General features: G+C 72.2%; 24 protein-coding genes and 1 tRNA gene. 13 read left to right on the forward strand and 12 right to left on the reverse strand.

What is annotated here, in order from left to right; all coding sequences use genetic code 11:
• Positions 1 to 10 precede the first annotated feature (10 nt).
• Entirely contained in the window at positions 11 to 907 is an 897-nt protein-coding gene (locus VIG76_RS11135; protein WP_331954095.1) for an SDR family oxidoreductase, read from the forward strand.
• 15 nt (positions 908 to 922) lie between these two features.
• Here the strand turns inward: VIG76_RS11135 and VIG76_RS11140 are convergent, their stop codons facing one another.
• Positions 923 to 1471 (reverse strand): DUF421 domain-containing protein, encoded by a 549-nt coding sequence (locus VIG76_RS11140; RefSeq protein ID WP_331954097.1) that lies wholly within the window; start codon positions 1469 to 1471, stop codon positions 923 to 925.
• A gap of 116 nt (positions 1472 to 1587) precedes the next feature.
• On the opposite strand from VIG76_RS11140, the gene VIG76_RS11145 reads away from it, so the two are divergent.
• Positions 1588 to 3408, forward strand: a complete 1821-nt coding sequence (locus tag VIG76_RS11145) for a chloride channel protein (protein ID WP_331954099.1) — start codon at positions 1588 to 1590, stop codon at positions 3406 to 3408.
• Positions 3405 to 4472 (forward strand): sodium:calcium antiporter, encoded by a 1068-nt coding sequence (locus VIG76_RS11150; protein WP_331954101.1) that lies wholly within the window; start codon positions 3405 to 3407, stop codon positions 4470 to 4472. The genes VIG76_RS11145 and VIG76_RS11150 overlap by 4 nt, the downstream gene beginning before the upstream one ends.
• A gap of 16 nt (positions 4473 to 4488) precedes the next feature.
• On the opposite strand, the gene VIG76_RS11155 is transcribed toward VIG76_RS11150, so the two are convergent.
• The gene (locus tag VIG76_RS11155) at positions 4489 to 5145 is read right to left on the reverse strand and encodes an SDR family oxidoreductase (RefSeq protein WP_331954103.1); all 657 of its coding nucleotides are present in this window, start codon (positions 5143 to 5145) and stop codon (positions 4489 to 4491) included.
• Between the two features lie 86 nt (positions 5146 to 5231).
• On the opposite strand from VIG76_RS11155, the gene trxA reads away from it, so the two are divergent.
• Positions 5232 to 5627 (forward strand): thioredoxin, encoded by a 396-nt coding sequence (trxA, locus tag VIG76_RS11160; protein ID WP_331954105.1) that lies wholly within the window; start codon positions 5232 to 5234, stop codon positions 5625 to 5627.
• 111 nt (positions 5628 to 5738) lie between these two features.
• The gene (locus VIG76_RS11165; RefSeq protein ID WP_331954107.1) at positions 5739 to 6593 is read left to right on the forward strand and encodes an aldo/keto reductase; all 855 of its coding nucleotides are present in this window, start codon (positions 5739 to 5741) and stop codon (positions 6591 to 6593) included.
• Between the two features lie 92 nt (positions 6594 to 6685).
• Here the strand turns inward: VIG76_RS11165 and VIG76_RS11170 are convergent, their stop codons facing one another.
• Together VIG76_RS11170 and VIG76_RS11175 are read right to left on the reverse strand one after the other, a co-directional pair.
• Complete coding sequence (locus VIG76_RS11170) at positions 6686 to 7936, reverse strand: FAD-dependent oxidoreductase (protein ID WP_331954109.1); 1251 nt, start codon at positions 7934 to 7936, stop codon at positions 6686 to 6688.
• 15 nt (positions 7937 to 7951) lie between these two features.
• Entirely contained in the window at positions 7952 to 8398 is a 447-nt protein-coding gene (locus VIG76_RS11175; RefSeq protein WP_331954111.1) for a DUF7715 family protein, read from the reverse strand.
• A 218-nt stretch (positions 8399 to 8616) separates the two neighbouring features.
• On the opposite strand from VIG76_RS11175, the gene VIG76_RS11180 reads away from it, so the two are divergent.
• Positions 8617 to 8690 (forward strand) — tRNA-Pro (locus VIG76_RS11180).
• 45 nt (positions 8691 to 8735) lie between these two features.
• Here the strand turns inward: VIG76_RS11180 and VIG76_RS11185 are convergent.
• Entirely contained in the window at positions 8736 to 9791 is a 1056-nt protein-coding gene (locus VIG76_RS11185) for a zinc-dependent alcohol dehydrogenase family protein (protein WP_331954113.1), read from the reverse strand.
• Between the two features lie 180 nt (positions 9792 to 9971).
• On the opposite strand from VIG76_RS11185, the gene VIG76_RS11190 reads away from it, so the two are divergent.
• Positions 9972 to 10610 (forward strand): GyrI-like domain-containing protein, encoded by a 639-nt coding sequence (locus tag VIG76_RS11190; RefSeq protein WP_331954115.1) that lies wholly within the window; start codon positions 9972 to 9974, stop codon positions 10608 to 10610.
• Positions 10611 to 10742: 132 nt separating this feature from the next.
• Here the strand turns inward: VIG76_RS11190 and VIG76_RS11195 are convergent, their stop codons facing one another.
• The 3 genes from VIG76_RS11195 to VIG76_RS11205 form a co-directional block, all read right to left on the reverse strand.
• The gene (locus VIG76_RS11195) at positions 10743 to 11399 is read right to left on the reverse strand and encodes a HEAT repeat domain-containing protein (RefSeq protein WP_331954117.1); all 657 of its coding nucleotides are present in this window, start codon (positions 11397 to 11399) and stop codon (positions 10743 to 10745) included.
• A gap of 135 nt (positions 11400 to 11534) precedes the next feature.
• Positions 11535 to 13286, reverse strand: coding sequence for a glucose-6-phosphate isomerase (gene pgi, locus VIG76_RS11200; RefSeq protein ID WP_331954119.1), 1752 nt, complete (start codon positions 13284 to 13286; stop codon positions 11535 to 11537).
• Positions 13287 to 13395: 109 nt separating this feature from the next.
• Positions 13396 to 13821, reverse strand: coding sequence for a VOC family protein (locus VIG76_RS11205; protein ID WP_331954121.1), 426 nt, complete (start codon positions 13819 to 13821; stop codon positions 13396 to 13398).
• A gap of 200 nt (positions 13822 to 14021) precedes the next feature.
• Here VIG76_RS11205 and VIG76_RS11210 point away from each other — a divergent pair, with 200 nt between their 5' ends.
• Positions 14022 to 15713, forward strand: a complete 1692-nt coding sequence (locus tag VIG76_RS11210) for an ABC-F family ATP-binding cassette domain-containing protein (RefSeq protein ID WP_331954123.1) — start codon at positions 14022 to 14024, stop codon at positions 15711 to 15713.
• A gap of 24 nt (positions 15714 to 15737) precedes the next feature.
• The gene (locus VIG76_RS11215; protein WP_331954125.1) at positions 15738 to 16409 is read left to right on the forward strand and encodes an alpha/beta hydrolase; all 672 of its coding nucleotides are present in this window, start codon (positions 15738 to 15740) and stop codon (positions 16407 to 16409) included.
• 148 nt (positions 16410 to 16557) lie between these two features.
• Here the strand turns inward: VIG76_RS11215 and VIG76_RS11220 are convergent, their stop codons facing one another.
• Positions 16558 to 16794: an I78 family peptidase inhibitor gene (locus VIG76_RS11220; RefSeq protein ID WP_331954127.1), complete on the reverse strand. Its 237-nt coding sequence runs from the start codon at positions 16792 to 16794 to the stop codon at positions 16558 to 16560.
• On the reverse strand, positions 16794 to 18194 hold the full coding sequence (locus VIG76_RS11225; RefSeq protein WP_331954129.1) for a S1C family serine protease: 1401 nt from the start codon (positions 18192 to 18194) through the stop codon (positions 16794 to 16796). Before VIG76_RS11225 ends, VIG76_RS11220 begins: the two co-directional genes overlap by 1 nt.
• Positions 18195 to 18353: 159 nt before the next feature.
• Between VIG76_RS11225 and VIG76_RS11230 the strand changes: the two genes are divergently transcribed.
• Together VIG76_RS11230 and VIG76_RS11235 are read left to right on the forward strand one after the other, a co-directional pair.
• Positions 18354 to 19007: a phosphatase PAP2 family protein gene (locus VIG76_RS11230; RefSeq protein ID WP_331954131.1), complete on the forward strand. Its 654-nt coding sequence runs from the start codon at positions 18354 to 18356 to the stop codon at positions 19005 to 19007.
• Positions 19000 to 19218: a hypothetical protein gene (locus tag VIG76_RS11235; protein ID WP_331954133.1), complete on the forward strand. Its 219-nt coding sequence runs from the start codon at positions 19000 to 19002 to the stop codon at positions 19216 to 19218. The genes VIG76_RS11230 and VIG76_RS11235 overlap by 8 nt, the downstream gene beginning before the upstream one ends.
• A gap of 9 nt (positions 19219 to 19227) precedes the next feature.
• On the opposite strand, the gene VIG76_RS11240 is transcribed toward VIG76_RS11235, so the two are convergent.
• Positions 19228 to 19509, reverse strand: a complete 282-nt coding sequence (locus VIG76_RS11240) for a hypothetical protein (protein ID WP_331954135.1) — start codon at positions 19507 to 19509, stop codon at positions 19228 to 19230.
• An 84-nt stretch (positions 19510 to 19593) separates the two neighbouring features.
• On the opposite strand from VIG76_RS11240, the gene VIG76_RS11245 reads away from it, so the two are divergent.
• Positions 19594 to 20043: a YdeI/OmpD-associated family protein gene (locus VIG76_RS11245; protein ID WP_331954137.1), complete on the forward strand. Its 450-nt coding sequence runs from the start codon at positions 19594 to 19596 to the stop codon at positions 20041 to 20043.
• Between the two features lie 51 nt (positions 20044 to 20094).
• Positions 20095 to 21384 (forward strand): HNH endonuclease signature motif containing protein, encoded by a 1290-nt coding sequence (locus VIG76_RS11250; protein WP_331954139.1) that lies wholly within the window; start codon positions 20095 to 20097, stop codon positions 21382 to 21384.
• 29 nt (positions 21385 to 21413) lie between these two features.
• Here the strand turns inward: VIG76_RS11250 and VIG76_RS11255 are convergent.
• Positions 21414 to 22571: GMC oxidoreductase (locus VIG76_RS11255; protein ID WP_331954141.1), on the reverse strand; the 1158-nt coding region annotated here is incomplete at its 5' end.

A 22571-nucleotide genomic window follows, 5' to 3' on the forward strand; every position in this document is an offset into this window, starting at 1 on the left:
GGTGTGCGGCGTGACCGACCAGTACACGTTCCAGGACCCGACGAAGCAGTACCCGACCCCCGACGACAGCTGGAAGCAGGAGCAGCCCGGGGCCGGCCTCGAGCAGCGGATGCATCCGACGCCGGATGCGGGGGAGTCCACGTACCGCGGCAGCGGCCGGCTGACGGGACGCAAGGCCGTCGTGACCGGTGCGGACAGCGGCATCGGGCGGGCGGCCGCGATCGCGTTCGCCCGGGAGGGTGCGGACGTGGTGCTGTCGTACCTGCCCGAGGAGGAGGACGACGCTCAGGAGGTCGTGAAGCTCGTCGAGGAGGCGGGCCGGAAGGCGATCGTGTGCCCGGGCGACCTGAAGGACGAGGCCTACTGCGTCAAGCTCGTGCAGACCGCCGTCGACGAGCTCGGCGGGATCGACCTGCTCGCGAACGTCGCCGGCAAGCAGCAGAACCAGTCCTCGATCCTCGACATCACCACCGACCAGTTCGACGAGACCTACAGGACGAACGTGTACGCCATGTTCTGGCTCTGCAAGGCGGCCGTGCAGCACATGCCCACCGGCAGCACGATCATCAACACGACGTCGATCCAGGCCTACGAGCCGAGCCCGATCCTGGTCGACTACGCCAGCACGAAGGCCGCGATCAACGCCTTCACGAAGGCGCTCGCCGGGCAGCTGGCCGAGAAGGGCATCCGCGTCAACGCGATCGCGCCCGGCCCGATCTGGACGCCGCTGCAGCAGGCCGGCGGCCAGCCCGAGGAGGCGCTGTCGAGCTTCGGCACGCAGACGCCGTTCGGCCGCCCGGGCCAGCCCGCCGAGCTCGCGCCCGCCTACGTGTTCCTCGCGAGCGCCGAGTCGAGCTACGTCTCCGGCGAGACCCTCAACGTGAACGGCGGCATGCCGACCCCCTGACGCCGCCGCGCCGGTTCAGCCGAAGTACTCGTCGGGGACGAGCTCGATCCCGCGTACGTCGGCGAACAGGGTCCGGTCGAGCGGGTTGCGCTCGTCCCGCCGGGTCACGCTGATCGCCCCGGTGGGCTCCAGCACCGCGCAGGCCACCTCGGCCGTTGTCGCCACGCCCGAGATCCGCAGCGCGACGTGCAGCTCCTCGCGGCCGATCCGGGCGCGGTGCAGGTTGTCGTCGATCGGATGGCCCGCGGCCATCAGCAGCAGCGGCCGGTCCGTGACGAGCACCTGACCCGCGCGGCGGCGACGCAGGAGACCCGCGCCCATGCGGAGCACGATGAGGGTGCCGAGCGCGATGAGTCCGCCGAGCAGCGTCACCGCGGTGCCGAGGACCACGCGGCCGGCGACCGCGCCCACGATCAGCAGCACCGCGAGGTCCGAGGTCGTCAGCCGCGCCGCCGCGCGCGCCCCGATCAGGCGGACCACGAGCAGGAGCGTCGCGAACACGGCGACGGCCGAGATCACCACCGCCAGCGCCTGGGCGCCGGTGACGCCGAGCAACGTGCCCATGTCCCCTCCGATCCGGGGCGATCGGGCGCTGCTGCCCCGCCGATCCAGTCTCCGTCGTCGCGGGGGAGGCGGTCAGGGTGCTGGAAGGATCCTCAGCGTATGGTTGGCGTACAGCAATGGTTGACATCGGGTCGAGTTCTAGGCGCTTCCGCGATCTGCTGACCGGTTCGCTGGCCCGGGCCACGCGGGAGAGCGGCGCGGAGAACCCGCCGCTCCTCTCGGCCGCGCTGCGCCTCGGGCTTCCCGCCGTGCTCGTGGGTGCGGGCGCCGGGCTGGCCGCGGTCGCGTTCCGCTGGCTGGTGGTCGGCGCGACCGTCCTGTTCACCGGGCGCACCGACTACGCGGGCGTCGTCGGCCGCCCGCCGAACCCCTTCGTGCCCGGGCTCGGGCCGTGGTTCCTGCTGCTGGTCCCCGTGATCGGCGGCCTGATCTACGGGCCCCTCGTCGCCCGGTTCGCGCCGGAGGCCCGTGGCCACGGCGTCCCCGAGGTCATGCTCGCCGTGGCGCGGCGCGGCGGCCGCATCCGCCCGCGCGTGGCGCTCGTGAAGGCGTTCGCGTCGGCCGTGTGCATCGGGTCCGGCGGTTCCGTCGGCCGCGAGGGGCCGATCATCCAGATCGGCTCGGCCCTCGGCTCCCTGGCGGGGCGGTTGTCCCGCAGCCCGGAGGAGCGGATGCGGACCCTGGTCGCGTGCGGTGCCGCAGGCGGCATCGCGGCGACGTTCAACGCGCCGATCGCGGGGGTGTTCTTCGCGCTCGAGCTGCTGCTGCGCGACTTCAAGGCGCGATCGTTCGGCGTCGTGGTGCTCGCCTCGGTCACCGCTTCGATCGTGGGCCGTGCCCTGCTCGGCGATCGCGCGTTCCTGCAGCTGCCCCCGGTGGGGATCGTCTCGGCGTGGGAGTACCTGCCCATCGCCGTGCTCGGGCTCGGCGCCGGGGCGGTCGGGATGGGGTTCACCCGGTTCCTCTACCTCGTCGAGGACATCTGCGACCGGGTGTGGCGCGGCCCCGACTGGGCCCGCCCGGTGGTCGGCGGCCTCCTGATCGGCGCCCTCGTGCTCGCCGTCCCGCAGCTCTACGGCGTGGGTTACCCGGTGCTCGACATCGGCGTCCGTGGCGGGTACGCCCTCGGCTTCCTGCTCCTGCTGCTCGTCGGCAAGACGGTCGCGACGAGCCTGACCCTCGGCGTCGGCGGATCCGGTGGCGTCTTCGCGCCGTCGCTGTTCGTCGGCGCGATGCTCGGTGCCGCGTTCGGCGCCGTCGTCGCACTCGTCGTGCCCGGCCTCGCCCCGCAGGAGCCCGTCTTCGCGGTGGTCGGGATGGGTGCGGTGCTCGCCGGAACGACGCGAGCGCCGATCACGGCCGGGATCATGCTCTTCGAGCTCACCGGCGACTACGGCGTGATCCTGCCCCTCCTGCTCGCGATCATCCTGTCGACGGCCGTGTCGCGGGCGCTCGGCTCGGACACGGTGTACACGCTGAAGCTCCGCCGACGCGGGATCGACCTCGATGAGCCGCCCGCGAACGCGGCACTCGAGGGCGTCGTGGCCTCGCTGATGGCGCCGCCGCCGCCGGTCCTGCATCCGACCGACACCCCCAAGGCCGCCGCGAGCGTGATCCTCGCCGCCGGCCGGCCGGCCCTTCCCGTCGCCAGGCCTGACGGCTCCATCGCGAGGGTCGTGACGATGCGGTCCGTCTCCGAGGCCCTCGGGGTCGAGGACGACGGAGGACCTGAGACGGTCGCCGAGCTCGCCGAGGACGCGGATCCGGTCCGCGTGGACGACCGGCTCGCAGCCGTGCTGGAGACGGTGCTGGCCGCAGCCGACCGCGGTGGCGTCCCGGTCGTCGACTCCTCCGGACGCCTCGCCGGCTGGCTGGGGCCGGAGGCCGTGCTGCGGCGGCTCACCGCCGCCGGAGCCCGTGGAACAGGAGAACCGTGAACGCCCTACCGATCTGGCTGCTGCTCCTGATCTTCGTGGTCGCCGCGGCCGTCGTCTGGCTCTCCGGCGTGCAGCTCAGCCGGCAGACCGACGTGCTCGCGACGCGGCTGCACCTCGGGGAGGCCCTCGGCGGCACGATCCTCCTCGCCGTCGCCACGAACCTGCCCGAGATCGCGATCACCGTGAGCGCCGCGATCTCCGGCCACCTCAGCGTCGCCATCGGCAACATCCTCGGCGGCATCGGGATCCAGACCGTCGTGCTCGTGATCCTCGACATCGCGGGGAGGAAGCCGCTGACCTACCTGGCCGCGTCGCTCTCCCTCATCGTCGAGGCCGCGGTGGTCATCGGAGTGCTCGCCATCGCCGTCGTCGGCACGCAGCTGCCGAAGCAGCTGATCTTCCTGCACCTCACGCCCGCGGGCGTGCTGATCGTGGTCGCCTGGGTCGTCGGGCTCCTGCTGCAGCGCCGGGCGGGCAAGTCGATGCCGTGGCACCAGAACGGCAAGGCGCCGGACTCCCAGGACCAGCAGCAGGGCAGCAGCCGCACCAAGCGGGAGCAGCAGGAGAAGCAGCGCGGCACGAGCACCGCGAAGTCGGCGATCATCTTCGGCGTCGCCGCCGTCCTGACGCTGGTCGCGGGCGCGACGCTCGAGCTGTCGGGCGACGCGGCGTCGAAGCAGGTCGGGCTCTCCGGGATCCTGTTCGGCGCCACGGTGCTCGCCCTGGCGACGTCGCTGCCCGAGATCTCCACCGGCCTGACGGCGGTGAGGAACGGCGACTACCAGATGGCCATCTCGGACATCTTCGGCGGCAACGCCTTCCTGCCGGTGCTGTTCTTCGTCGCCACCCTGATCTCGGGCAAGGCCGCGCTCCCGCAGGCCGGCAAGGCCGACGTCTATCTCACCGCGGTGGCGATGGTGCTCACGCTCGTGTACCTGTTCGGCGTGCTGTTCCGGCCGCGCAAGCAGATCCTGCGGATGGGCGTCGACTCGCTCACGGTGCTGATCGTGTGGGCCGTCAGCGTGGGCGGCCTGTTCGCGATCGTCGGCGCCGGGGGCGGCTGAGCCGGCGTCGGTCGACTCAGGAGAGGGAGGCGATCGCGTCCGAGATGCTCTGGTCGCCGCTCGTGAGGTCGAACTGCAGGCCGATCGTGGAGTCGTCCTCGAGCACCGCGACGATCACGGCCGCGACGTCGGCGCGCGCGATCGCGCCGGACGGCAGGCTCGTCCCCATCCGTACGGCGTCCGTCGCCGGGCCGTCGGTGAGGCGTCCGGGCCGGATGATCGTCCAGTCGAGGTCGCTCGCGCGGAGCGCCGCGTCGGCGTCGCGCTTCGCCTCGACGTAGGCGCGCCAGACGGGGTCGGTGTCGTCGGGCAGCGGCTCGTCGACGCCCATGGCGGAGATCTGCACGAAGCGCCGGATGCCGGACCGCTGCGCGGCCTCGATGGACTTCAGGGAGCCCTCCAGGTCGACGGTGCGCTTGCGCTCGGCGTTGCCGTCGGCGCCGCCCCCGGCGGTGAACACGACGGCGTCCGAGGAGTCGAAGGCGTCGGCGAAGTCGCCCGCGTCGCTGCCCTCGATGTCGAGCAGGTAGGGCACGGCGCCGGTGGCCTCGATCTCCGCACCCTGGTCGTCGCTGCGGATGAGGGAGCGGACCACGTGCCCCTGCTTGTCGAGTGCGGATGCGGTCAGGAGGCCGACGCGGCCGTGCCCGCCGACGATCACGATGCTGCTCACGTCCGGCACGATAGCCACCGCGGATGGGCGCGGACCGCACGGAATCCGCAGGGAATTCGAGCCCCCGGTGCGCGGTTGGATATCGCATGGCCACTCAGACCCTCACGCTTGAGAACCACAACGAGACCGTCGAGAAGGGCACCGTCCTCATCGACTTCTGGGCCGCATGGTGCGGCCCCTGTCGCCAGTTCGCCCCTGTCTTCGAGCAGTCGAGCGAGCAGCACCCCGACATCACCTACGCGAAGGTCGACACCGAGGACCAGCAGCAGCTGGCCGGCATGTACGGCATCACGTCGATCCCCACGCTCGTCGTCTACCGGGACGGCATCCCCGTCTTCGGTCAGCCGGGCGCGCTGCCCGGGCAGGCGCTCGAGTCGCTGATCGAGCAGGTGCAGGCCCTCGACATGGACGCCGTGCGCGAGCAGTGGGCCGCCCAGCAGGCCCAGATGGAGTCCCAGGACTCCGCTTCCGTCGAGGCCTGACCCCTTCCACGCACGAACAGGACCCGCTCGGCCTCGGCCGGGCGGGTCCTGCTGTCCGCCGCCCCTGTCCGCTCACGGCGCGTCCAGACTCGGGGCGCAGGCTGAGGGATCGTGACTGACACGACAACCATCCCGGACACCTTCTCGCTCGGCGACCTTCCCATCCACCGCCTCGGCTTCGGCAGCATGCAGCTGACCGGCCCCGGCGTCTGGGGACCGCCGAAGGATGTCGACGAGGCGAAGCGCGTGCTGCGGCGCGCGGTCGAGCTCGGCGTCGACTTCATCGACACCGCGGACTCCTACGGCCCCTACGTCGCCGAGGAGCTCATCGCGGAGGCGCTGCACCCCTACAAGGACGGGCTCCTCATCGCGACCAAGGCCGGCCTGACCCGCACCGGCCCGAACGTCTGGCCGCCCGTCGGCCGCCCCGAGTACCTGCGCCAGGAGGCGCTGATGAGCCTGCGCCGGCTGAAGCTGGACGTGATCGACCTCTTCCAGCTGCACCGCATCGACCCGAAGGTGCCGCTCGAGGACCAGATCGGCGAGCTGAAGAAGCTGCAGGACGAGGGCAAGATCCGCCACATCGGCCTCTCAGAGGTGAGCGTCGAGGAGCTGCAGGCCGCGCAGAAGATCGCGACGATCGTCTCGGTGCAGAACCTCTACAACCTCGCCAAGCGGGACGCCGAGCCGCTGCTCGAGTACTCCGAGGCGAACGGCATCGGGTTCATCCCGTGGTTCCCGCTCGCCACCGGGAAGCTCGCGAAGGAGGGCGGCAAGCTCGACCAGCTCGCGAAGCAGCACGACGCTTCGCCGTCGCAGCTGGCGCTCGCCTGGCTGCTGCACCGCTCGCCGGTGATGCTGCCGATCCCCGGCACCTCGTCGGTGGCGCACCTCGAGGACAACATGCGGTCCGCCGAGCTGCAGCTCTCGCCCGACGAGGTCGCGGAGCTCGAGGCCGCGGTCTAGCCCCTCCCCTTGACGGAATCCGGGCGACTTCCGACATCCCGGGCGTCTTAACGCGCCCCGATTGTCGGAAGTCGCCCGCTTTCGTCCGGGCGTCAGCCGGCGATCAGCTCGGGGCGGATGCCGTAGACGAAGATCCGCGGCAGCAGCCGCGAGACGGGACCGGCGAGCAGGGCCCGGACGGGTGCCGGCGGTTGCAGCGATCGCCCGGCGTCGATCCGGGTCATCGCGATGATCCGGTTCTGCGCCGCCACCTGGATCCGCTGGGTCACCTCAGCGGGCAGGCGCCGTCGTCGCTCGACGCGGTCGACGATCGCGGGGTTCAGCGTGCGCTCGAAGCGCCGCGGATCCGCCTGCGCGGCCAGCAGGTCGGCGCCGAGCAGGTTCGCGGTCGCGACCGCGTCCCCGATCGCGAGGTTGATGCCGATGCCGCCCATCGGCGACATGGTGTGCGCGGCGTCCCCGATCGCGAGGACTCCGGGCGCGGACCAGCGCTTCAACCGCTCGACGCCGACCGACAGCAGCTTCACGTCGCCCCAGTCGGTCACCGCCGGGAGCCGGTCCCGCATCCACGGCGCGACGCCGCCGACGCGCTTGCGGAAGGCCTCGAGCCCGGCGGCGCGGATGCCGGCGTCGGCGCCCTTCGCGACGATGAAGGCCACCTGCCAGTAGTCGGCACGGTTGATCGCGACCGCGGCGCCGCCGCGGCCGAGCACGCCGCGCAGCTCCGCCGGGTCGCCCTCGACGCGCGGGATGCGGAACCACTCCACGTCGATCGCGGAGCCGAGGTCGAGCACCTCGGTGCGCAGCTCCGAGCGGAGGCGTGACCCGCGGCCCTCGGCGTCGACGGTGAGCACGGCTCGCAGCTCGTGCTCCTGGCCGTCCTTGCGGTAGCGGATGCCCCGCACCGGGCCGGTGGGGGAGCGGACCACGCTCACGGTCTCCGCCTCCATCTCCAGTCGGAAGGTCGGGTAGGTGCGCGCGTGCCGCACCAGCAGGTCGAGCAGGTCCCACTGCGGCGCGAGCGCCACCTCGTGGAACGGATGGCGGGGGTTCACCTCGTCGAGCGGTTGGTGCACGAGCGGGCCGTCGGTGGTCCCGAAGTCGATGGCGGTCATCCGGCCGCGCGCGATGGTGTCGAACTCCGCGAGCAGGCCGAGCTGGTCGAGGATCACCTGCGTCGACGGATGCACGGTGTCGCCGCGGAAGTCGCGGAGGAAGTCGGCGTGCTTCTCGAGCACCGTCACCTCGACGCCCTGCCGGGCGAGCAGCAGCCCGAGCATCACGCCCGCCGGGCCGCCGCCCGAGATCGCGACCGTGGTGGCGCCCGACTCCGTGTCCGTCACGGGGCCAGTGTGCTCCTAGCCGGAAGTCGAGTGTCCGGGGGTCTCCGGCAGCCCGAGGATGGACGGGTTGAGGCGGTCGGTGCCGGGCTCGTACCGCGGCTGCAGCCACGCGTTGTAGCGCTCGAGGATCGTGCCGACCGGCAGCTCCTCCGCGATCTGCGCGAGCCCCTCGGCCGTCGCGTTGAGGCCGCGCACCCCGCTCGGCAGGCCGCGCAGCGCATCCTGCACCGCGTCCGCGTAGCGCTCGGGCGTCATCGCCTCGAGCTCGACCACCTCGGCCGTCGTCGTCATGCCGAACGATGCGACGCCGACGAACATGATGGAGCAGGTGCAGTAGTGCTCCTCCGGCTCCAGGCCCCGCCCGCACGGCTCGGCGATCCACACCAGCTCGCCCTCGACGCAGTCGTCCACGTCGAGCTCCCGCTCACCCTGCGACCGTCGGGTCGCCACCAGCACCTTCATCGCCGTTCCTTCGTCGGGAGGGGTTCGGAGCAGGCGCGCCGTCGGTGTGGTCCGGCGCGCCGGCGAAGCCCCCTCATCGAGGATGACGCGCGAAGGCACGCGCCGGTTCATCCGCGCAGCATGGATCGAGCGGATGGGGGCGCCCCCGTCTCGGATGGGCCTCCGGCCCGGCTACACTGTCGGAGGCTCGCGGGGGCTCCACCCTCCGCGAGTCGCCACGGGCTGTGGCGCAGTTTGGTAGCGCACGTGACTGGGGGTCACGGGGTCGCAGGTTCAAATCCTGTCAGCCCGACAGAAGCGGGACCCGACCCCCGTCGCGGGGCCGGGCCCGGCGTGGTCACGCGTTCAGGATGACCTTCAGCGCCTTCGTCTCCGCGGCCCTGCCGAACACGTCGTACGCCTCGAGGATGTCGCCGAGCGCGAACGTGTGGCTGATGAACTCGTCCACCGGGATCCGGTGCTGCGCCATCAGCTTCAGGAGCGTGCGGGCCGTGTCGGTGTTCACGAGCCCCATGCTGATGACGATGTTCGAGATCCAGAGGTCCTGCAGCGGCATCTCGACGGGCTTGCCGTGCACGCCCACGTTCGCCACGTGGCCCGCCGGCCGCACGATGTCGAGGCACATCCGGAACGTGTCCGGTACGCCGACCGCCTCGATCGCCACGTCGACGCCGAGGCCGTCCGTCAGGGCCAGCACCTGGTCCTTCCAGTCCGGGTCGCTCGAGAGCACGCCGTCCGAGGCGCCGAACCGCTTCGCCTGCTCGACGCGGTTCGCGTCGACGTCGATCGAGACGACCCGCGACGGGCCGTACAGTCCGGCGGTCGCGATGGCCGCGAGGCCGACAGGGCCGGCGCCGACCACCGCGACCACGTCGCCGGCCTTCACCTGCCCGTAGCGCACCCCGATCTCGTGGCCCGTCGGGAGGATGTCCGACAGCAGCGTCCCCTGCTGCGGCGTGACCGTCGGCGGCAGCGGGTGCAGCGACGTCTCCGCATACGGGATGCGCACGTACTCCGCCTGCGTGCCGTCGATCAGGTGTCCGAGGATCCAACCGATGCCCGACCGGCCCTCATCCCCGAGGCAGTGCGAGAACACCCCCTGCTTGCAGTAGTCGCACTTCCCGTCGGCGGAGATGCAGGAGATGATCACCTGGTCGCCGACCCGGAGCGTGGTGACGGCGTCGCCGATCTCGGTGATCGTCCCGACCCCTTCGTGGCCGAGGATCCGCCCCGGTGTCACGGCAGGCACGTCGCCCTTCAGGATGTGCAGGTCGGTGCCGCAGATGGTGGTGGCGTCGATCTTCACGATCACGTCCGTCGGATGCTGGATCACCGGGTCGGGGACGTCCTCCCACGCCTTCTGACCGGGCCCCTTGTAGACCAGCGCTTTCATCGCGTCTCCTGCTCGTCGTGCCGATCCCGCGACCGGCCGGCCAGGGAGCGACCGGAGGGCCGCGATGCCGAGCGTCCGGTCGAGGCTCGGATCGGAGAAGGGGCGTAAGTCCCTCGCCCGTTCCGTGACAGGGCCGATCGGCCCTGTCCGCGGACACGCGCCGTGCGCATGCTGGCGCGCATGAGCATGACGGCGACACCCCTCGACTCGAGCCGGCCGGCCCTGGTCGACTTCATCGACCTGCCCGAACTCGCCTTCCTGAGCGTCACCGGGCGCGGCGCCCCGCGCGCCGCCGCGTTCGCCGAAGCGGTGAGTGCCCTCTACACCGTGAGCTACTCGGTGCACCGCCTCCTGAAGCAGCAGCAGGGGACGGCGCCGAAGGTGCGGCCGCTCGAGGCGCTCTGGTGGACCGACGATGAGGACCAGCAGCGGCTCGTCCGCGCGGCGGCGGCCGGCGCGACCGCCACCATGGCGGGTGATCCGGCCACGTGGCGCTGGCAGGCGATGATCGCGCAGCCGGAGCCGATCGACGCGCGGCTCGTGGCGCAAGCCCTGCATCCGGCTCGCGCGAAGCGCGTCCCCGCGCTGGATTCGGTGCGGTACATCCGGTGGACGGAGGGACGCTGCGCGCAGATCCTGCACGTCGGCCCGTACGGCGAGGAGGCGCCCACCATCGCGCGGCTGCACGCGGCGATCGCCGAGGCCGGCTGCCGGCCGCGCGGCCGTCACCACGAGATCTACCTGGGGGATCCGCGCCGCAGCGCTCCTGAGCACCTGCGGACCGTCCTGCGCCAACCGGTGGAGCCCGCCGAGGGATGAGATGAACGGGCGGCGCCGACGACTCGGGCGCGACGCCCGGTGTCGGTGCGTGCGGATGCCGTCACGAGCCCGCGTGCGTCGTCGTGCCGGCGCATCCGGCCGCTCACGCCGAGCGCTGAGCGACCTCGCCGATCAGCACGTCGTCCCCGGGATGGGGCCGCGGCCGAGGATCGCGGCACGCTTCGCTTCGTCCAGCAGGGGGATGAAGCCGCTCTCGGGGTCCTCGAGCAGCCGTTGCGTCGCCATGGCGTGTGCTCGGGCCTCGATCGAGCCGGTTGCCGCAGCAGCAGCCAGCGGCGGAGCGGATGCCTCGCCGAGCGCGACGAGCGCACGGCTCAGGCTGCGTTGCAGATCCTGATCCCCGCGGCCGAGGTGTCGGGCGAGCTCCCGCGCGAGCACCTCCTCGCTCCCGGCCGGAACGAGGGCGACCGCGGCGCGCCACGCGCTTCGCGCCACCTCGTCGTCGCTGTCGTGCAGCAGCCCGCCGGACACCGACGGCCAGGCGCGCCGATCGCCGAGCTTCGACAGCGTGTGCAGCGCCTGGCTTCGCGCCTGCGGCACCGTTGATCCGAGCTCCGCGAGCAGCCGAGGCACCACGTCGTCGGCGGGATGGCGGGTCAGCGCCCAGGTCAGCATGTCCCGGACGAAGAAGTCCGGCTCCACCGCGCAGCGGTCGATCAGCGCCTCGATCGGCACGGTCGCGCTGTGCATGCCCGCCCACAGCGCGGCCTTCATCCGTACCGACGGGTCGGGATGATCCAGCCCGGAACCCGCCGGCGCATCCGTCATCCGATCCTGCATGAGGACTCTTCAAGACCGTCACACCGCACGCGGATCCGGGCGACTTCCGACGATCCGGGCGTGAAAAGACGCCCGGGATGACGGAAGCCGCCCGGAATCGCGTCGAGCGCGGGGCGGCGGCGCCTACTCGCGCAGCTCCAGGTAGCGGCGGATGAGGGACTTCGTCGACGGGTCCTGCTGCTCCAGCGCATCCGCGTCGCCGGTGACGGCCGGGGTGATCTCCTGCGCCAGCTTCTTGCCGAGCTCGACCCCCCACTGGTCGAACGAGTCGATGCCCCAGACGGTGCCCTCGGTGAAGACGATGTGCTCGTAGAGCGCGATCAGCTGCCCGACCACCGACGGCGTGAGCGCCGGCGCGATGATGGACGTGGTCGGCCGGTTGCCGCTGAACACCCGCGCGGTGACGACCTTCTCGGCGGTGCCCTCGGCACGCACCTCGTCGGCCGTCTTGCCGAACGCGAGCGCCTTCGTCTGCGCGAAGAAGTTCGCGAGGAACAGGGCGTGCACGTCGGTGCCGGGCTGCACGGCGCCGCCGTCGCCGACCTGGTCCTTCAGCGGATGCGGCGGGTTCGCGACCGTGATGAAGTCGGCCGGGATGAGCCGGGTGCCCTGGTGGATCAGCTGGTAGAACGCGTGCTGGCCGTTCGTGCCCGGCTCGCCCCAGAAGACCTCGCCGGTGTCGGTGACGACGGGGGAGCCGTCCCACCGCACCGACTTGCCGTTCGACTCCATCGTGAGCTGCTGCAGGTAGGCGGGGAAGCGGTGCAGGTACTGCGTGTACGGCAGCACGGCGTGCGTCTGCGCGTCGAGGAAGTTCGTGTACCAGACGTTCAGCAGGCCCATCAGCACGGGCACGTTCTGCTCGAGCGGCGCGGTGCGCATGTGCTCGTCTACGCGCGCGAAGCCCGCGAGGAACTCGGCGAACCGGTCCGGGCCGATGGCGATGGCCACCGAGGTGCCGATCGCGGAGTCGACGGAGTAGCGGCCGCCCACCCAGTCCCAGAAGCCGAAGGCGTTCTCGGGGTCGATGCCGAACGCCTTCACCTTGTCGAGGGCGGTCGAGACGGCGACGAAGTGCTTGCTGACGGCGCCCGTGCGGGACTCGTCGGTGTCCTCGATCGCGCCGGTCTTCGCCAGCCCGTCCCACAGCCACTGGCGGGCGAGCCGCGCGTTGGTGAGCGTCTCGAGGGTGCCGAACGTCTTCGACGCGACGATGAAGAGCGTCGTCTCGGGGTCGAGGTCGTGCGTCTTCTCGTAGACGTCCGACGGGTCGATGTTCGAGACGAAGCGGACCTCCAGGCCCTCCTGCACATACGGCTTCAGCGCCTCGTAGACCATCACGGGACCGAGGTCGGATCCGCCGATGCCGATGTTCACGACCGTGGCGACGCGCTTGCCGGTCACGCCGGTCCAGCTGCCGGAGCGGACGGCGTTCGCGAAGCCGGCCATCTTCGCGAGCACGGCGTGCACGTCCCGGTCGATGTCCTGCCCGTCGACCTCGAACGGCCGCGGCGGCTCGACGCCGCCCGTCTCGGGCCGGCGCAGCGCGGTGTGCAGCACAGAGCGGTCCTCGGTGACGTTGATGTGCTCGCCGGAGAGCATCGCCCGGTATCGACCGGGGACGTCGACGTCCTTCGCGAGCTGCAGCAGCGCCTGCAGGATCTCGTCGGTGAGCAGGTTCTTCGACAGGTCGACCGTGAGGTCGGCCGCCTGGAACGTGTACCGCTCGGCGCGGCCCGGGTCGTCCGCGAACCAGCCGCGCAGGTCGGGCTGAAAGCCCTGCTGCACGCGGCCGAGGGCCGACCAGGCGTCGGTCGTGGTGGGGTCGACCGGGCCGTTCGTGCCGGTCGTGTCGGTGGGGGTGGTCGAGGTCACCGGGGCTCCATCGGTCGAATCGATCTCAGGCCGCACGCAGCGGGCACGCGCGGCGTCTTCTGCCGGTCCAGACCGTACGCCCAACCGCTGCAGGCTCGCTCCGGGTCGCCTACCAGGACGGGATCGACGCGTCCGGCTGGATGAACTCGAGTCGGTTGCCGACCGGGTCGTCGGCGTAGAACCGACGGTGGCCGGGGAACGCCTCGGTGTCCCACCGCACGTCGACCCCGTGCTCGGCGAACCGCGCCGCCAGCGCGTCGAGGTCGCCGACGCGGATGCCCGGATGCGCCTTCCGAGCCGGCCGGAAGTCGTCCTCGACACCGAGGTGGACCTCGAGTCCGTCGCCGCGGGCCCACAGGCCGCCGCGCGCGGCCAGCACCGGCGGCTTCACGAGCTCCACCATCCCGAGCGCGCCGAGATAGAAGGGACGGACCGCATCCTCGGATCCGCGCGGGATCGCGAGCATCACGTGGTGGAGGCCGAGCGCGAGGCCGGTCTCGTGGTCGGGGCCGTACCCCTGGTTGGACGTCGACATGCCCCGATCGTCGCAGCAGGGCCTTGCCGCATCCGCAGAGCAGCGGTTACCGTCCAGGGGTGAGGCACTGACACTCGATCCGGTCCCGCGCCCGAGGCGCCGTCGACCGTCGAGCAGTCCACCGCCCGCATCGAAGGGTCGCTGCTCGCGCGCACGGCATCCGCCCGGCGGGACTCCGCGACCCCTCGAGAGGAGCCGTCATGGCTCGCACCTCCGTCCTGCCCACCTCGCTGCACGCCGCGGCCGACCAGCTGCGCATCGAGGGGGTGAGCCGCCTCCACGCCGACCGGCGGGTGCTGACCGACGTCTCGTTGGTCGCCGGGCCGGCGGCACCGGTCGGGCTGATCGGCGAGAACGGATCCGGCAAGTCGACGCTGCTGCGGATCGCTGCAGGTCGGCTCGAACCGGATGTGGGCGTCGTCGTCCGGCCGCCCGCGACCGGCCTGCTCGAGCAGGAGCCCTCCTTCCGCCCCGACGACACCGTCGACTCGGTGATCGATGCGGCGCTCGCCGAGGCCGTCACGGCCGAGCGGGAGGTGGAGCAGGCGTCGGCCGCGGTCGCCGCCGAGGTGCCCGGTGCCGGGAACCGGCTGGCCGCGGCGCTCGCCGAGGCCGATCGGCTCGAGGTGTGGACGGTCTCCAGCCGTCGCGGCGAGGTCCTCGCCGGCCTCGGCCTCGCCGCGATCCCCGGCCAGCGGACCGTGGGCGCGCTCTCGGGCGGGCAGCGCTCGCGGCTCGCGCTCGCGGCCCTGCTGCTCGCGCATCCGACCGCACTGCTCCTCGATGAGCCGACCAACCACCTCGACGACGACGCCATCGACTTCCTCGCCGGGACGCTCGGCGGATGGAGCGGCCCCGTGCTGTTCGCCAGCCACGACCGCGCCTTCCTCGACTCCGTCGCGACGCGCATCGTCGACCTCGACCCGGCGCCGATGGCGTACGCCGCGGTGGTCGCCGCGGACGACGGCGGCGCCGGCTACGGCGTTCGCTCGACGCGGGGGAACTACAGCGACCACCTGCAGCAGCGCCGCGCCGAGCGGGAACGGTGGGAGCAGCGCTTCGCCGCGGAGCAGGAGGAGCTGTCGGCGCTGCGCCACGAGGCGGCCGTCACGGCGAGGACCACGAACCGGAAGTCGACGCCGCGGACGGAGGGCAAGGGCGCCAAGAAGTTCTACGCCGACCGGGATGCGAAGGTGACGGCGCGGCGCGTCCGCAACGCGACCGTGCGACTCGAGGGGCTCGAGCGCGAGCAGGTCCGCAAGCCGCCGGCGCTCCTGGCGTTCGCCGGCCTCCCGCCGGCGCCGGGCACGGGCGTCGACGGGCCGCTGCTCGTCGCGTCCGCGATGTCCGTCGCGGGTCGCCTGGCGCCGACGGACCTCGCGGTGGCCGCCGCGACGCGGCTCCTCGTGACCGGCGGCAACGGGTCCGGCAAGTCGACGCTGCTCGGCGTGCTGGCCGGTGAGCTCGCCCCGACGGGCGGATCCGCCTCCCGCGCCCCGGGCATCCGCACTGGGCTGCTGCAGCAGGACGTCGTGTTCCCGGATCCGCAGCGGTCGCCGCTCGGCATCTACGAGGCGGTGCTGGGGGAGGAGCGGGCCACGTCCATCCCGCTGCGTTCGCTCGGGCTCATCGCGCCTCGCGACCTCGACCGCCCGGTCGGGGCGTTGAGCGTCGGCCAGCAGCGTCGCCTCGCTCTCGCCCTGGTGATCGCCGATCCGCCGCACGTGCTGCTGCTCGACGAGCCGACGAACCACCTGTCGCTCGCCCTCGCGGAGGACCTGGAAACGGCGCTCGACCGCCATGCGGGGGCCTTCGTGATCGCGAGCCACGACCGCTGGCTGCGGCGCCGTTGGCGCGGGGAGGTGCTGTCGCTCGTGGCGACGGGCCACTGACCGCCCGCTCGGTATCGTTCGGGCATGGCACTGCGGCCCGTCATCCTCGTGCACGGGCTGTGGCACCAGCCCGAGCACTTCGCCCCGCTCGCCGAGGCGCTCGCCGCAGCCGGCCTCGCCGTCACGGCACCGCGGCTGCACCGCGGCTCCTTCGAGGCGGATGTCGCGGCGGTGCAGGAGGTGGTCGACGTCCGGTCCGTACCGCCGGTGCTGCTCGGCCACTCCTACGGCGGTGCGGTGATCACCGATGTCACCGGAGCGGCGCACCTCGTCTACCTCGCCGGCTTCGTGCCCGACCTGGGCGAGAGCAGCGTCTCCCTGAACGGGCGCGACGGGCTCATCAACGCAGCGCTGCGGGTGCTCGACGACGGATCGACGGAGGTGCGACCCGAGCTCGCGGACGAGCACCTGTACGCCGACTGCACGCCGGAGCAGCAGGCGTGGGCACGGTCGCTGCTCGTCCCGCAGTCGGGCCGATCGGGCCGCGGGTCACCGACGAGGACCGCCTGGCGCGATACCCCGTCGACCTACGTGGTCTGCACCGAGGACCGCACGGTCGCGCCGGCCGTCCAGCGGCGGATGGCGGAGCGCTGTGGGACCGTGATCGAGCTCGAGGCGAGCCACTCCGCGTACCTCAGCCGCACGGCCGACCTCGCGGCCATCCTCGTCGCGCTCGCGAACGGCGACGACCGGTGAACCCGCTCCGCGGCTGGTCGTTCGAGGCTCTGCGGCCCCGCTGGCAACGGCCGTCCCGGGTGCATGCGTCGGGATTGAACGGGACCTCACAGGCCCGGATCCGGGTGCATCCGGCACATCCGCATGCATCCGGGACGGATGCGGTTCGTCAGCCGGCGCGCAGGCCGGTGACGCGGTCATGCGCGTCGACCTCGACCGTGATGCGGCCGATGCCGTACTCCAGCGTCGTCGCGCCGGGGGGATGCACGACCTTCATCCGCAGCCCGGCGGCCTGGACGGCCTGCTGGACGTCGGCGAGAGGGTGACCGAGAAGGTCGTCGGCATGGGCAGCGGCCCAGCGCTTCGCGTCAGCGGAGCGCCGGGCCGTGTCCTCGGGATCGGTCATCAGTTCGCGGGCCCGGCCGTCAGGGTGACGGTCACGGTGTGCGAGGCGCCGGACTGGTCGGTGAAGGCGACCTTCACCGAGTCGCCGGGGGAGTAGCTCTTCAGCAGGGCCGTCAGCGCGGACGCCGAGCCGACCGTCTTGCCGTCGACCGCGGTGATGACGTCACCTGCGGTGATGCCGGCGGATGCGGCGGGCGTGCCGTTCAGGGCCTGCGCCACACCCGCGCCTTGCACCGAGGCGCTCGGGTCGACCTCGATGCCGAGGAAGGCCGGGTAGCCGAGGGTGATCCTGCTGCTCGTGCTACCGGAGGTGATCGCGCCGGCGATCTGCACCGCGGTGCTGATCGGGATGGCGTAGCCCTGGACCTGGGCGGTGCCGGAGCTGGCGGCGGTGTCGATGCCGACCACGGCGCCGTTGCTGTTCTCGAGCGGTCCGCCCGAGTCGCCCGCCACGATGCCGGCGTCGGTCTCGATGAGGCCGGTGAGGTCCTCGGATGCGGCCGAGCCCTCCGCCTGGGTGGTGATCGACTGGTCGAGGTCGGTCACGGACCCGCTCGCCTGGGAGAGCGTGCCGGTGCCGCCGGCGTTGCCGACCGCGGTGACCTTGTCGCCGACCGCGGCAGGGGTGCCCGCGAGCTTCGCGGTCGTCAGGCCGGACGCGTCCTTCAGCTGCAGCACGGCGACGTCATCCGAGGCGTCGGTGCCGACGACGTTCGCCGTGTAGGTCCTGCCCGTCGACTCGACGGTCACCTTGATCGCGGTCGAGCCGGCGATGACGTGGTTGTTGGTGAGGATCTTGCCGGATGAGGTGAGCACGATGCCCGTGCCCGCCGCCTCGCCGGACTGGTACCCGAGATCGGAGACGATCGTGACGACGCCGACCTGCTGCGCTGCAGTCGCCGTCGTGCCGCCGGAGTCCGAGGTGGAGCCCTGGGAACCGAACCCCCCGCTCGAGCTGGAGCCGCCGCTGGATCCGGGGCCGGATCCGAAGCCGAACCCGCCGAAGGTGCCGTTGTTCGGGTCGAAGCCGTTGCCGCTGCTCGAGCCCGAGGAGCCCGAGGATCCGGTCGAGCCCGACCCCGTCTGCGTCTGGCCGAAGCCGTTGGTGCCGTGGGCCGCGGTGGCCTGCTCGGAGGCCTGGAAGCGCTCGACGGCGAGCGCGCCGCCACCGGCACCGACGCCGAGGAGCACGACCGCAGCGACGCCGAATCCGACGACCTGCCTGGCACGCGACCGGGGCTTCGGCGCCACGGGAGCGTCCCCGATGTGCGGCTCCTGCGCAGCGGCCGCATCGGCCTCGGCGGTGAAGGGGCTGCTGGTGCTCCGCTCGCCCGGCTCGTCCTCGCTGGAGGACCTGAAGATCTCGACGCCGTCCGCGTCCTGTCCCTCGTTCTCGTTCATGGGAAGCATTGCACGCCCCCCGTTCGAGGAACGTCATTGCGTCGTCCATGCGATTCCTATGAGCGGTCGGGTGGTGGCATCACCGCCTCCTGGGATGCGGAGCGTGAGCGCTGGGGGCGGCGCCCGGGGTCGGCGGCGTCCGGCCGGTACGCTGCGGCGGTGATCCCCGCGCCGGTGCAGTGGCTCTCGTCGCGCGCCGCGAAGGTCGCGACGATCACGGGTGCCGGCCTGCTCGCGGGCTGCTGGCTCGCCGGCGCCGCGGTCTCGCGCCTCGGGGGAGTGCCCGGCATCCCGCTCGACTCGGCCGCCCGGTCGGTGCTCGAGTCGTTGCAGTCGGTGGGACCGATCGACGCCGTGTCGCAGGTGCTGGCCGTGATCGGGCAGCAGCCCGTCAGCATCGTGGTCGCGGTGGCGCTCGGAGTCGCGATCGTGGTGCGGTGGGGCCTCGCCCCGGGGCTCGCCTTCGGACTCGCCTCCGTCGCCAGCGCCGTGCATGTCATCGCCATGAAGACGGTCGTGCAGCGTCCCGGCCCGGTGCTCGCCTTCTTCGAGGGCCTCGGCTCGTTCCCGTCGGGGCACACGGCGAACGCCGCGGTGATCGCGACCTTCGGCGGATTCCTCGTCCGTCGGCGCTGGGCGCGCGTCGCAGGCGCGGTGTATGTGGCGCTCGTCGCCGTGAGTCGCGTGGTGATCGGCGCGCACTGGTTCACGGACACGGTCGTCGGTGCCGCCGAGGGTGCCGGCATGGCGCTGCTCGTCCTGGGGATCTGGAGCGCGATCCGCCTCCGACGGTCGGAAGGGATCCGTGCCTGACGCGCCCATCCGCGTCCGCACTCGCCGGCCGGAACCGCCGCCGAACCGCATGGCGGTGCTCTGGGCCGTGCTCTCGGCCGTGCTGATCACGGTGCTCTTCGTGGCGGCGATCCTCACGTTGAAGGGCGGCTTCACCGCGATGGTGGTGATCGCCTACCTGATCTGGCTCTGGTGGGTGCTGCGACGCGTCCGGTCACGGCGCCGGCGCTGACCGCCGGGTTCAGCCGCGCTCGGCGCCGCCGTGCGTGCGGCTGGCGCGCTCGTGCTGCTGCTGGTTCTGCTCGACGTAGCGCCGCCATGCCGCGGTCGCCGCGCTGTCCCCGTCGGGGTAGTACCCGATCAGCTCGCGACCGCCCGACTTCGGCGCCCAGGTCACGGCCCGGAACGTCACCCGTCCCGCGAGCTTGAGCCGGCGGATCACGGCGACCGGCTCGGGGTGCCCCGGGACGGTGAGCACCCACTCGACCGGCCGGACCAGACGCCGGGGATGCCACTCCACCACGGCCGGAAGCGTAATCGAACACACCTTCGAGTCACCACCTCGACCCTGCTTCCGTGTCGCGCCCGGTCCTGGCAGCATCGGCCCATGGCCGATCCTCAGCGCTACTCGACCCGCATGCATCTCATCGGCCGGAACACCGGCGTGCCGGTACCGGACGACGTGCTCGAGGCACTGGGTGGCGGCCGCCGCCCGGCCGTCGAGGTCGCGGTGAACGGCTACCGGTACCGCAGCACGGTCGGCATCATGGGCGGCAAGGCGCTCATCCCCTTCTCCTCCGAGCACCGCGCTGCGAGCGGCATCGCCGGCGACGACCCGATCGACGTGGAGCTCGCGCTCGACACCGCTCCACGAGAGATCGCGGTGCCCGCGGACTTCGCGGCCGCGCTCGAGGCGGCAGGGATGACCGAGGCCTTCGGTCGCCTCGCGCCCAGCCATCGGAAGGCGCATGTGACGTCGATCGAGGGCGCGAAGGCGGCTGACACGCGGCAGCGGCGCATCGAGGCGGCGGTCGAGAAGGTGCGCGCGGGGGTCTGAGTTCTCCACAACCTTCGAATGTGTGTTCGATTGTTGTGGTAGTGTCGGCGCATGGCGGAGGACGTCGAGCAGCCGGAGGAGCAGGGGCTCCCGGCGCATCGTGACGTCAGCGCGTGGCTTGCGCACCTGGAGCCGGCCGCTGCATCGACTCCGCTGGATGCGTCCGATTGGGAGCTGCTGGATTCGGTCGAGGTGCTGCACCGGACTCGTGCCGCCTTGGACCTGGAGCGCGCGCGGGTGCTCGCGCAGGTGTGGGGTCGCCGTCGGACGAGCAGCACCGATGACGAGGCGGTGCTGCGTGAGGTGGCGATGATCTCCGGGGTGTCGTTGGCGGCGGCGGAGCGGATGCTGTCGACGTCGCTGGCGCTGGATCAGGGGCTCGCGGCGACGACGGCGAAGCTGCTCGAGGGGACGCTGCCGTGGTCGCATGTCGAGGTGCTCGTCGATGGGGCGAAGCAGGTCGGTGCCGAGTTCGTCGGCGAGTTCGAGGTGGAGGCGATCCGGCTGATCACGGGGGCGGGCATCGGGCAGGCGAAGGATCGCGTGCGCCGGCTGGTGGATCGGATGAACCCCGATGAGATGGTGGAGCGGCACACGAGGGCGCGTGCGGAGCGGGATGTGACCCTGGAGCCCGGTGCCAACGGCATGGCCTGGCTCCACATGTACCTCCCGGCGGTGGAGGCCGTCGCGATCCGTGACCGGCTGACCCGGGCGGCGATCGCCCTGCACGGTGAGGAGGGCGAGGACCGGTGCATCGGCCAGCTGCGTGCTGATGTCGCGATGGACCTGCTCCTGAACGTGCTGCCGGAGGCGACGGATTGGCAGGTCCTGGATCGGGATCGCCGTACCTGGGGTGCGCTGACGATCGTGCCGCAGGTGCACGTGACCGTCCCGGTGATGACGCTGCTGGGCCAGTCGAATGAGCCGGGCTCCCTGCGGGGCTACGGGCCGATCGATCCGGAGACCGCGCGTCGGCTCACCGCCCAGGCCCCGAGCCTCTTCCGGGTGCTGGTCGATCCCGGCACCGACACGGTGGTGCAGGTCGGTCAGGAGCACTACGCGGTCCCGCCGGGGTTGCGGCGGTTCCTGCAGCTGCGGGATGAGCGGTGCCGGTTCCCGGGCTGCGACCGCAGCGCGGACCTGTGCGACATCGACCACACGATCCCCTGGGCCTGGAACGGGGAGACGAACGCCGAGAACCTCGCGCATCTGTGCCGAACCCACCACCTGTTGAAGGAACGCGGGTGGGGTGCTGAGCTCCAGGACGACGGCACCATGATCTGGACCTCACCGTTCGGGCGCAAACGCATCACCCTGCCCGCCGTCGAACTCGCCGCCTGACGAGCGCGCTCAGCGCTGCCCGAACGCGATCAGCGCGGCCAGTCCGCCACGAGGTGGTCGGCCACCCGGTAGGCGTTCGCCACGATCGTGAGCGTCGGGTTCACGCTCCCGTTCGTCGGATGCAGCGACGAGTCGCAGACCACGATCCGGCGGGTGCCCCACGGCCGGCCGAACGGATCCGTCGCCGAGCGGGCCGGGTCGGTCCCCATCCGTGCCGTGCCGCACGAGTGCTCGCCCGCCGCCGACGCCGTCGCGGTACCCCGCTGGCGATGGATGTCCCGGGCACCGGCCGCGAGCAGCCACTCCTCACCCATCACGGCCATGCCGTCCTCGACCTCGACGGAGCTTCGATGCACGTTCTTCCGGAGGGCGGCGCCGGGCCGGCCCCACCGGTCGCGGACCCCGGCCAGGGTGACGCGCGAGGTCGGCATCGGGATCTCCTGACCCATCCCGAAGACGCCGAACATCCGGGGCCGGTCCTCCCGCATCCACGTCTTGTGTCCCTGACCCCAGAGCGGCACGCCCGGCATCGGGTTCGCCGCCGAGGTGAGGGGGAGCAGCCCCATCAGGTCGACCAGCACGCCGCCGCCCCACGGGATCGACGTCGCGTGCACGTGGTCCAGCGTCGCCACCGAGTGGCCGGGCCCGACGTACCGCTTCACCGGGTGGTCGACCATCGAGAGCATCGTGACGAACCGGTGGTCGTGCAGGTGCCGGCCCATCTCGTCGTTGCCGATGCCGCTCGCGAGCAGGAGCCGCGCGGTCTCGACGGCCCCGGCGGACACGACCACGACATCGGCGCGCACGACGAGCTCGACCGGTTCGGGCGCGGAGGTGGCCGCCATCACGGTGACCTCCGCGGAGCCGGCGCCGTCGCGCACCTCGATCACCTCGGCGTCGTAGAGCACGTCGCAGTTCCCGGTCGCCGCGGCGCGGGGCAGGAAGGTGTTGTGGGACCCGTTCTTCGCGTTCACCGGGCAGGCGTGCCCGACGCACTGCGGGCACCGCACGCAGGCAGGCCGCCCGTCGTGCGGCACGCTGTTCAGCGCGAGCGGGATCGGTCCCCAGCCCCAGCCGAGCCGGTCCGCGGCGCTGCCCAGCAGCTCGCGGGCGGGCTCGGTGCCGAACGGGGGCATCGGGTAGCGGGCGGAGCGTGGTGTGCGGGAGGTGAGCCCGCCCTCCTCGCC

Origin of the sequence: Amnibacterium sp. (assembly GCF_036559085.1) — a bacterium.
In the GTDB taxonomy this organism is placed as follows: domain Bacteria; phylum Actinomycetota; class Actinomycetes; order Actinomycetales; family Microbacteriaceae; genus Amnibacterium.

Coding starts and splice junctions, on each gene's coding strand:
- VIG76_RS11140 (WP_331954097.1), bottom strand. CDS start 1,471: ATGGGCACGTTGCTCGGCGTCACCGGCGCCCAGGCGCTGGCGGTGGTG.
- VIG76_RS11145 (WP_331954099.1), top strand. CDS start 1,588: ATGGTTGACATCGGGTCGAGTTCTAGGCGCTTCCGCGATCTGCTGACC.
- trxA (WP_331954105.1), top strand. CDS start 5,232: ATGGCCACTCAGACCCTCACGCTTGAGAACCACAACGAGACCGTCGAG.
- VIG76_RS11175 (WP_331954111.1), bottom strand. CDS start 8,398: ATGAAGGTGCTGGTGGCGACCCGACGGTCGCAGGGTGAGCGGGAGCTC.
- VIG76_RS11185 (WP_331954113.1), bottom strand. CDS start 9,791: ATGAAAGCGCTGGTCTACAAGGGGCCCGGTCAGAAGGCGTGGGAGGAC.
- VIG76_RS11190 (WP_331954115.1), top strand. CDS start 9,972: ATGAGCATGACGGCGACACCCCTCGACTCGAGCCGGCCGGCCCTGGTC.
- VIG76_RS11195 (WP_331954117.1), bottom strand. CDS start 11,399: ATGACGGATGCGCCGGCGGGTTCCGGGCTGGATCATCCCGACCCGTCG.
- VIG76_RS11205 (WP_331954121.1), bottom strand. CDS start 13,821: ATGTCGACGTCCAACCAGGGGTACGGCCCCGACCACGAGACCGGCCTC.
- VIG76_RS11210 (WP_331954123.1), top strand. CDS start 14,022: ATGGCTCGCACCTCCGTCCTGCCCACCTCGCTGCACGCCGCGGCCGAC.
- VIG76_RS11215 (WP_331954125.1), top strand. CDS start 15,738: ATGGCACTGCGGCCCGTCATCCTCGTGCACGGGCTGTGGCACCAGCCC.
- VIG76_RS11220 (WP_331954127.1), bottom strand. CDS start 16,794: ATGACCGATCCCGAGGACACGGCCCGGCGCTCCGCTGACGCGAAGCGC.
- VIG76_RS11225 (WP_331954129.1), bottom strand. CDS start 18,194: ATGAACGAGAACGAGGGACAGGACGCGGACGGCGTCGAGATCTTCAGG.
- VIG76_RS11245 (WP_331954137.1), top strand. CDS start 19,594: ATGGCCGATCCTCAGCGCTACTCGACCCGCATGCATCTCATCGGCCGG.
- VIG76_RS11250 (WP_331954139.1), top strand. CDS start 20,095: ATGGCGGAGGACGTCGAGCAGCCGGAGGAGCAGGGGCTCCCGGCGCAT.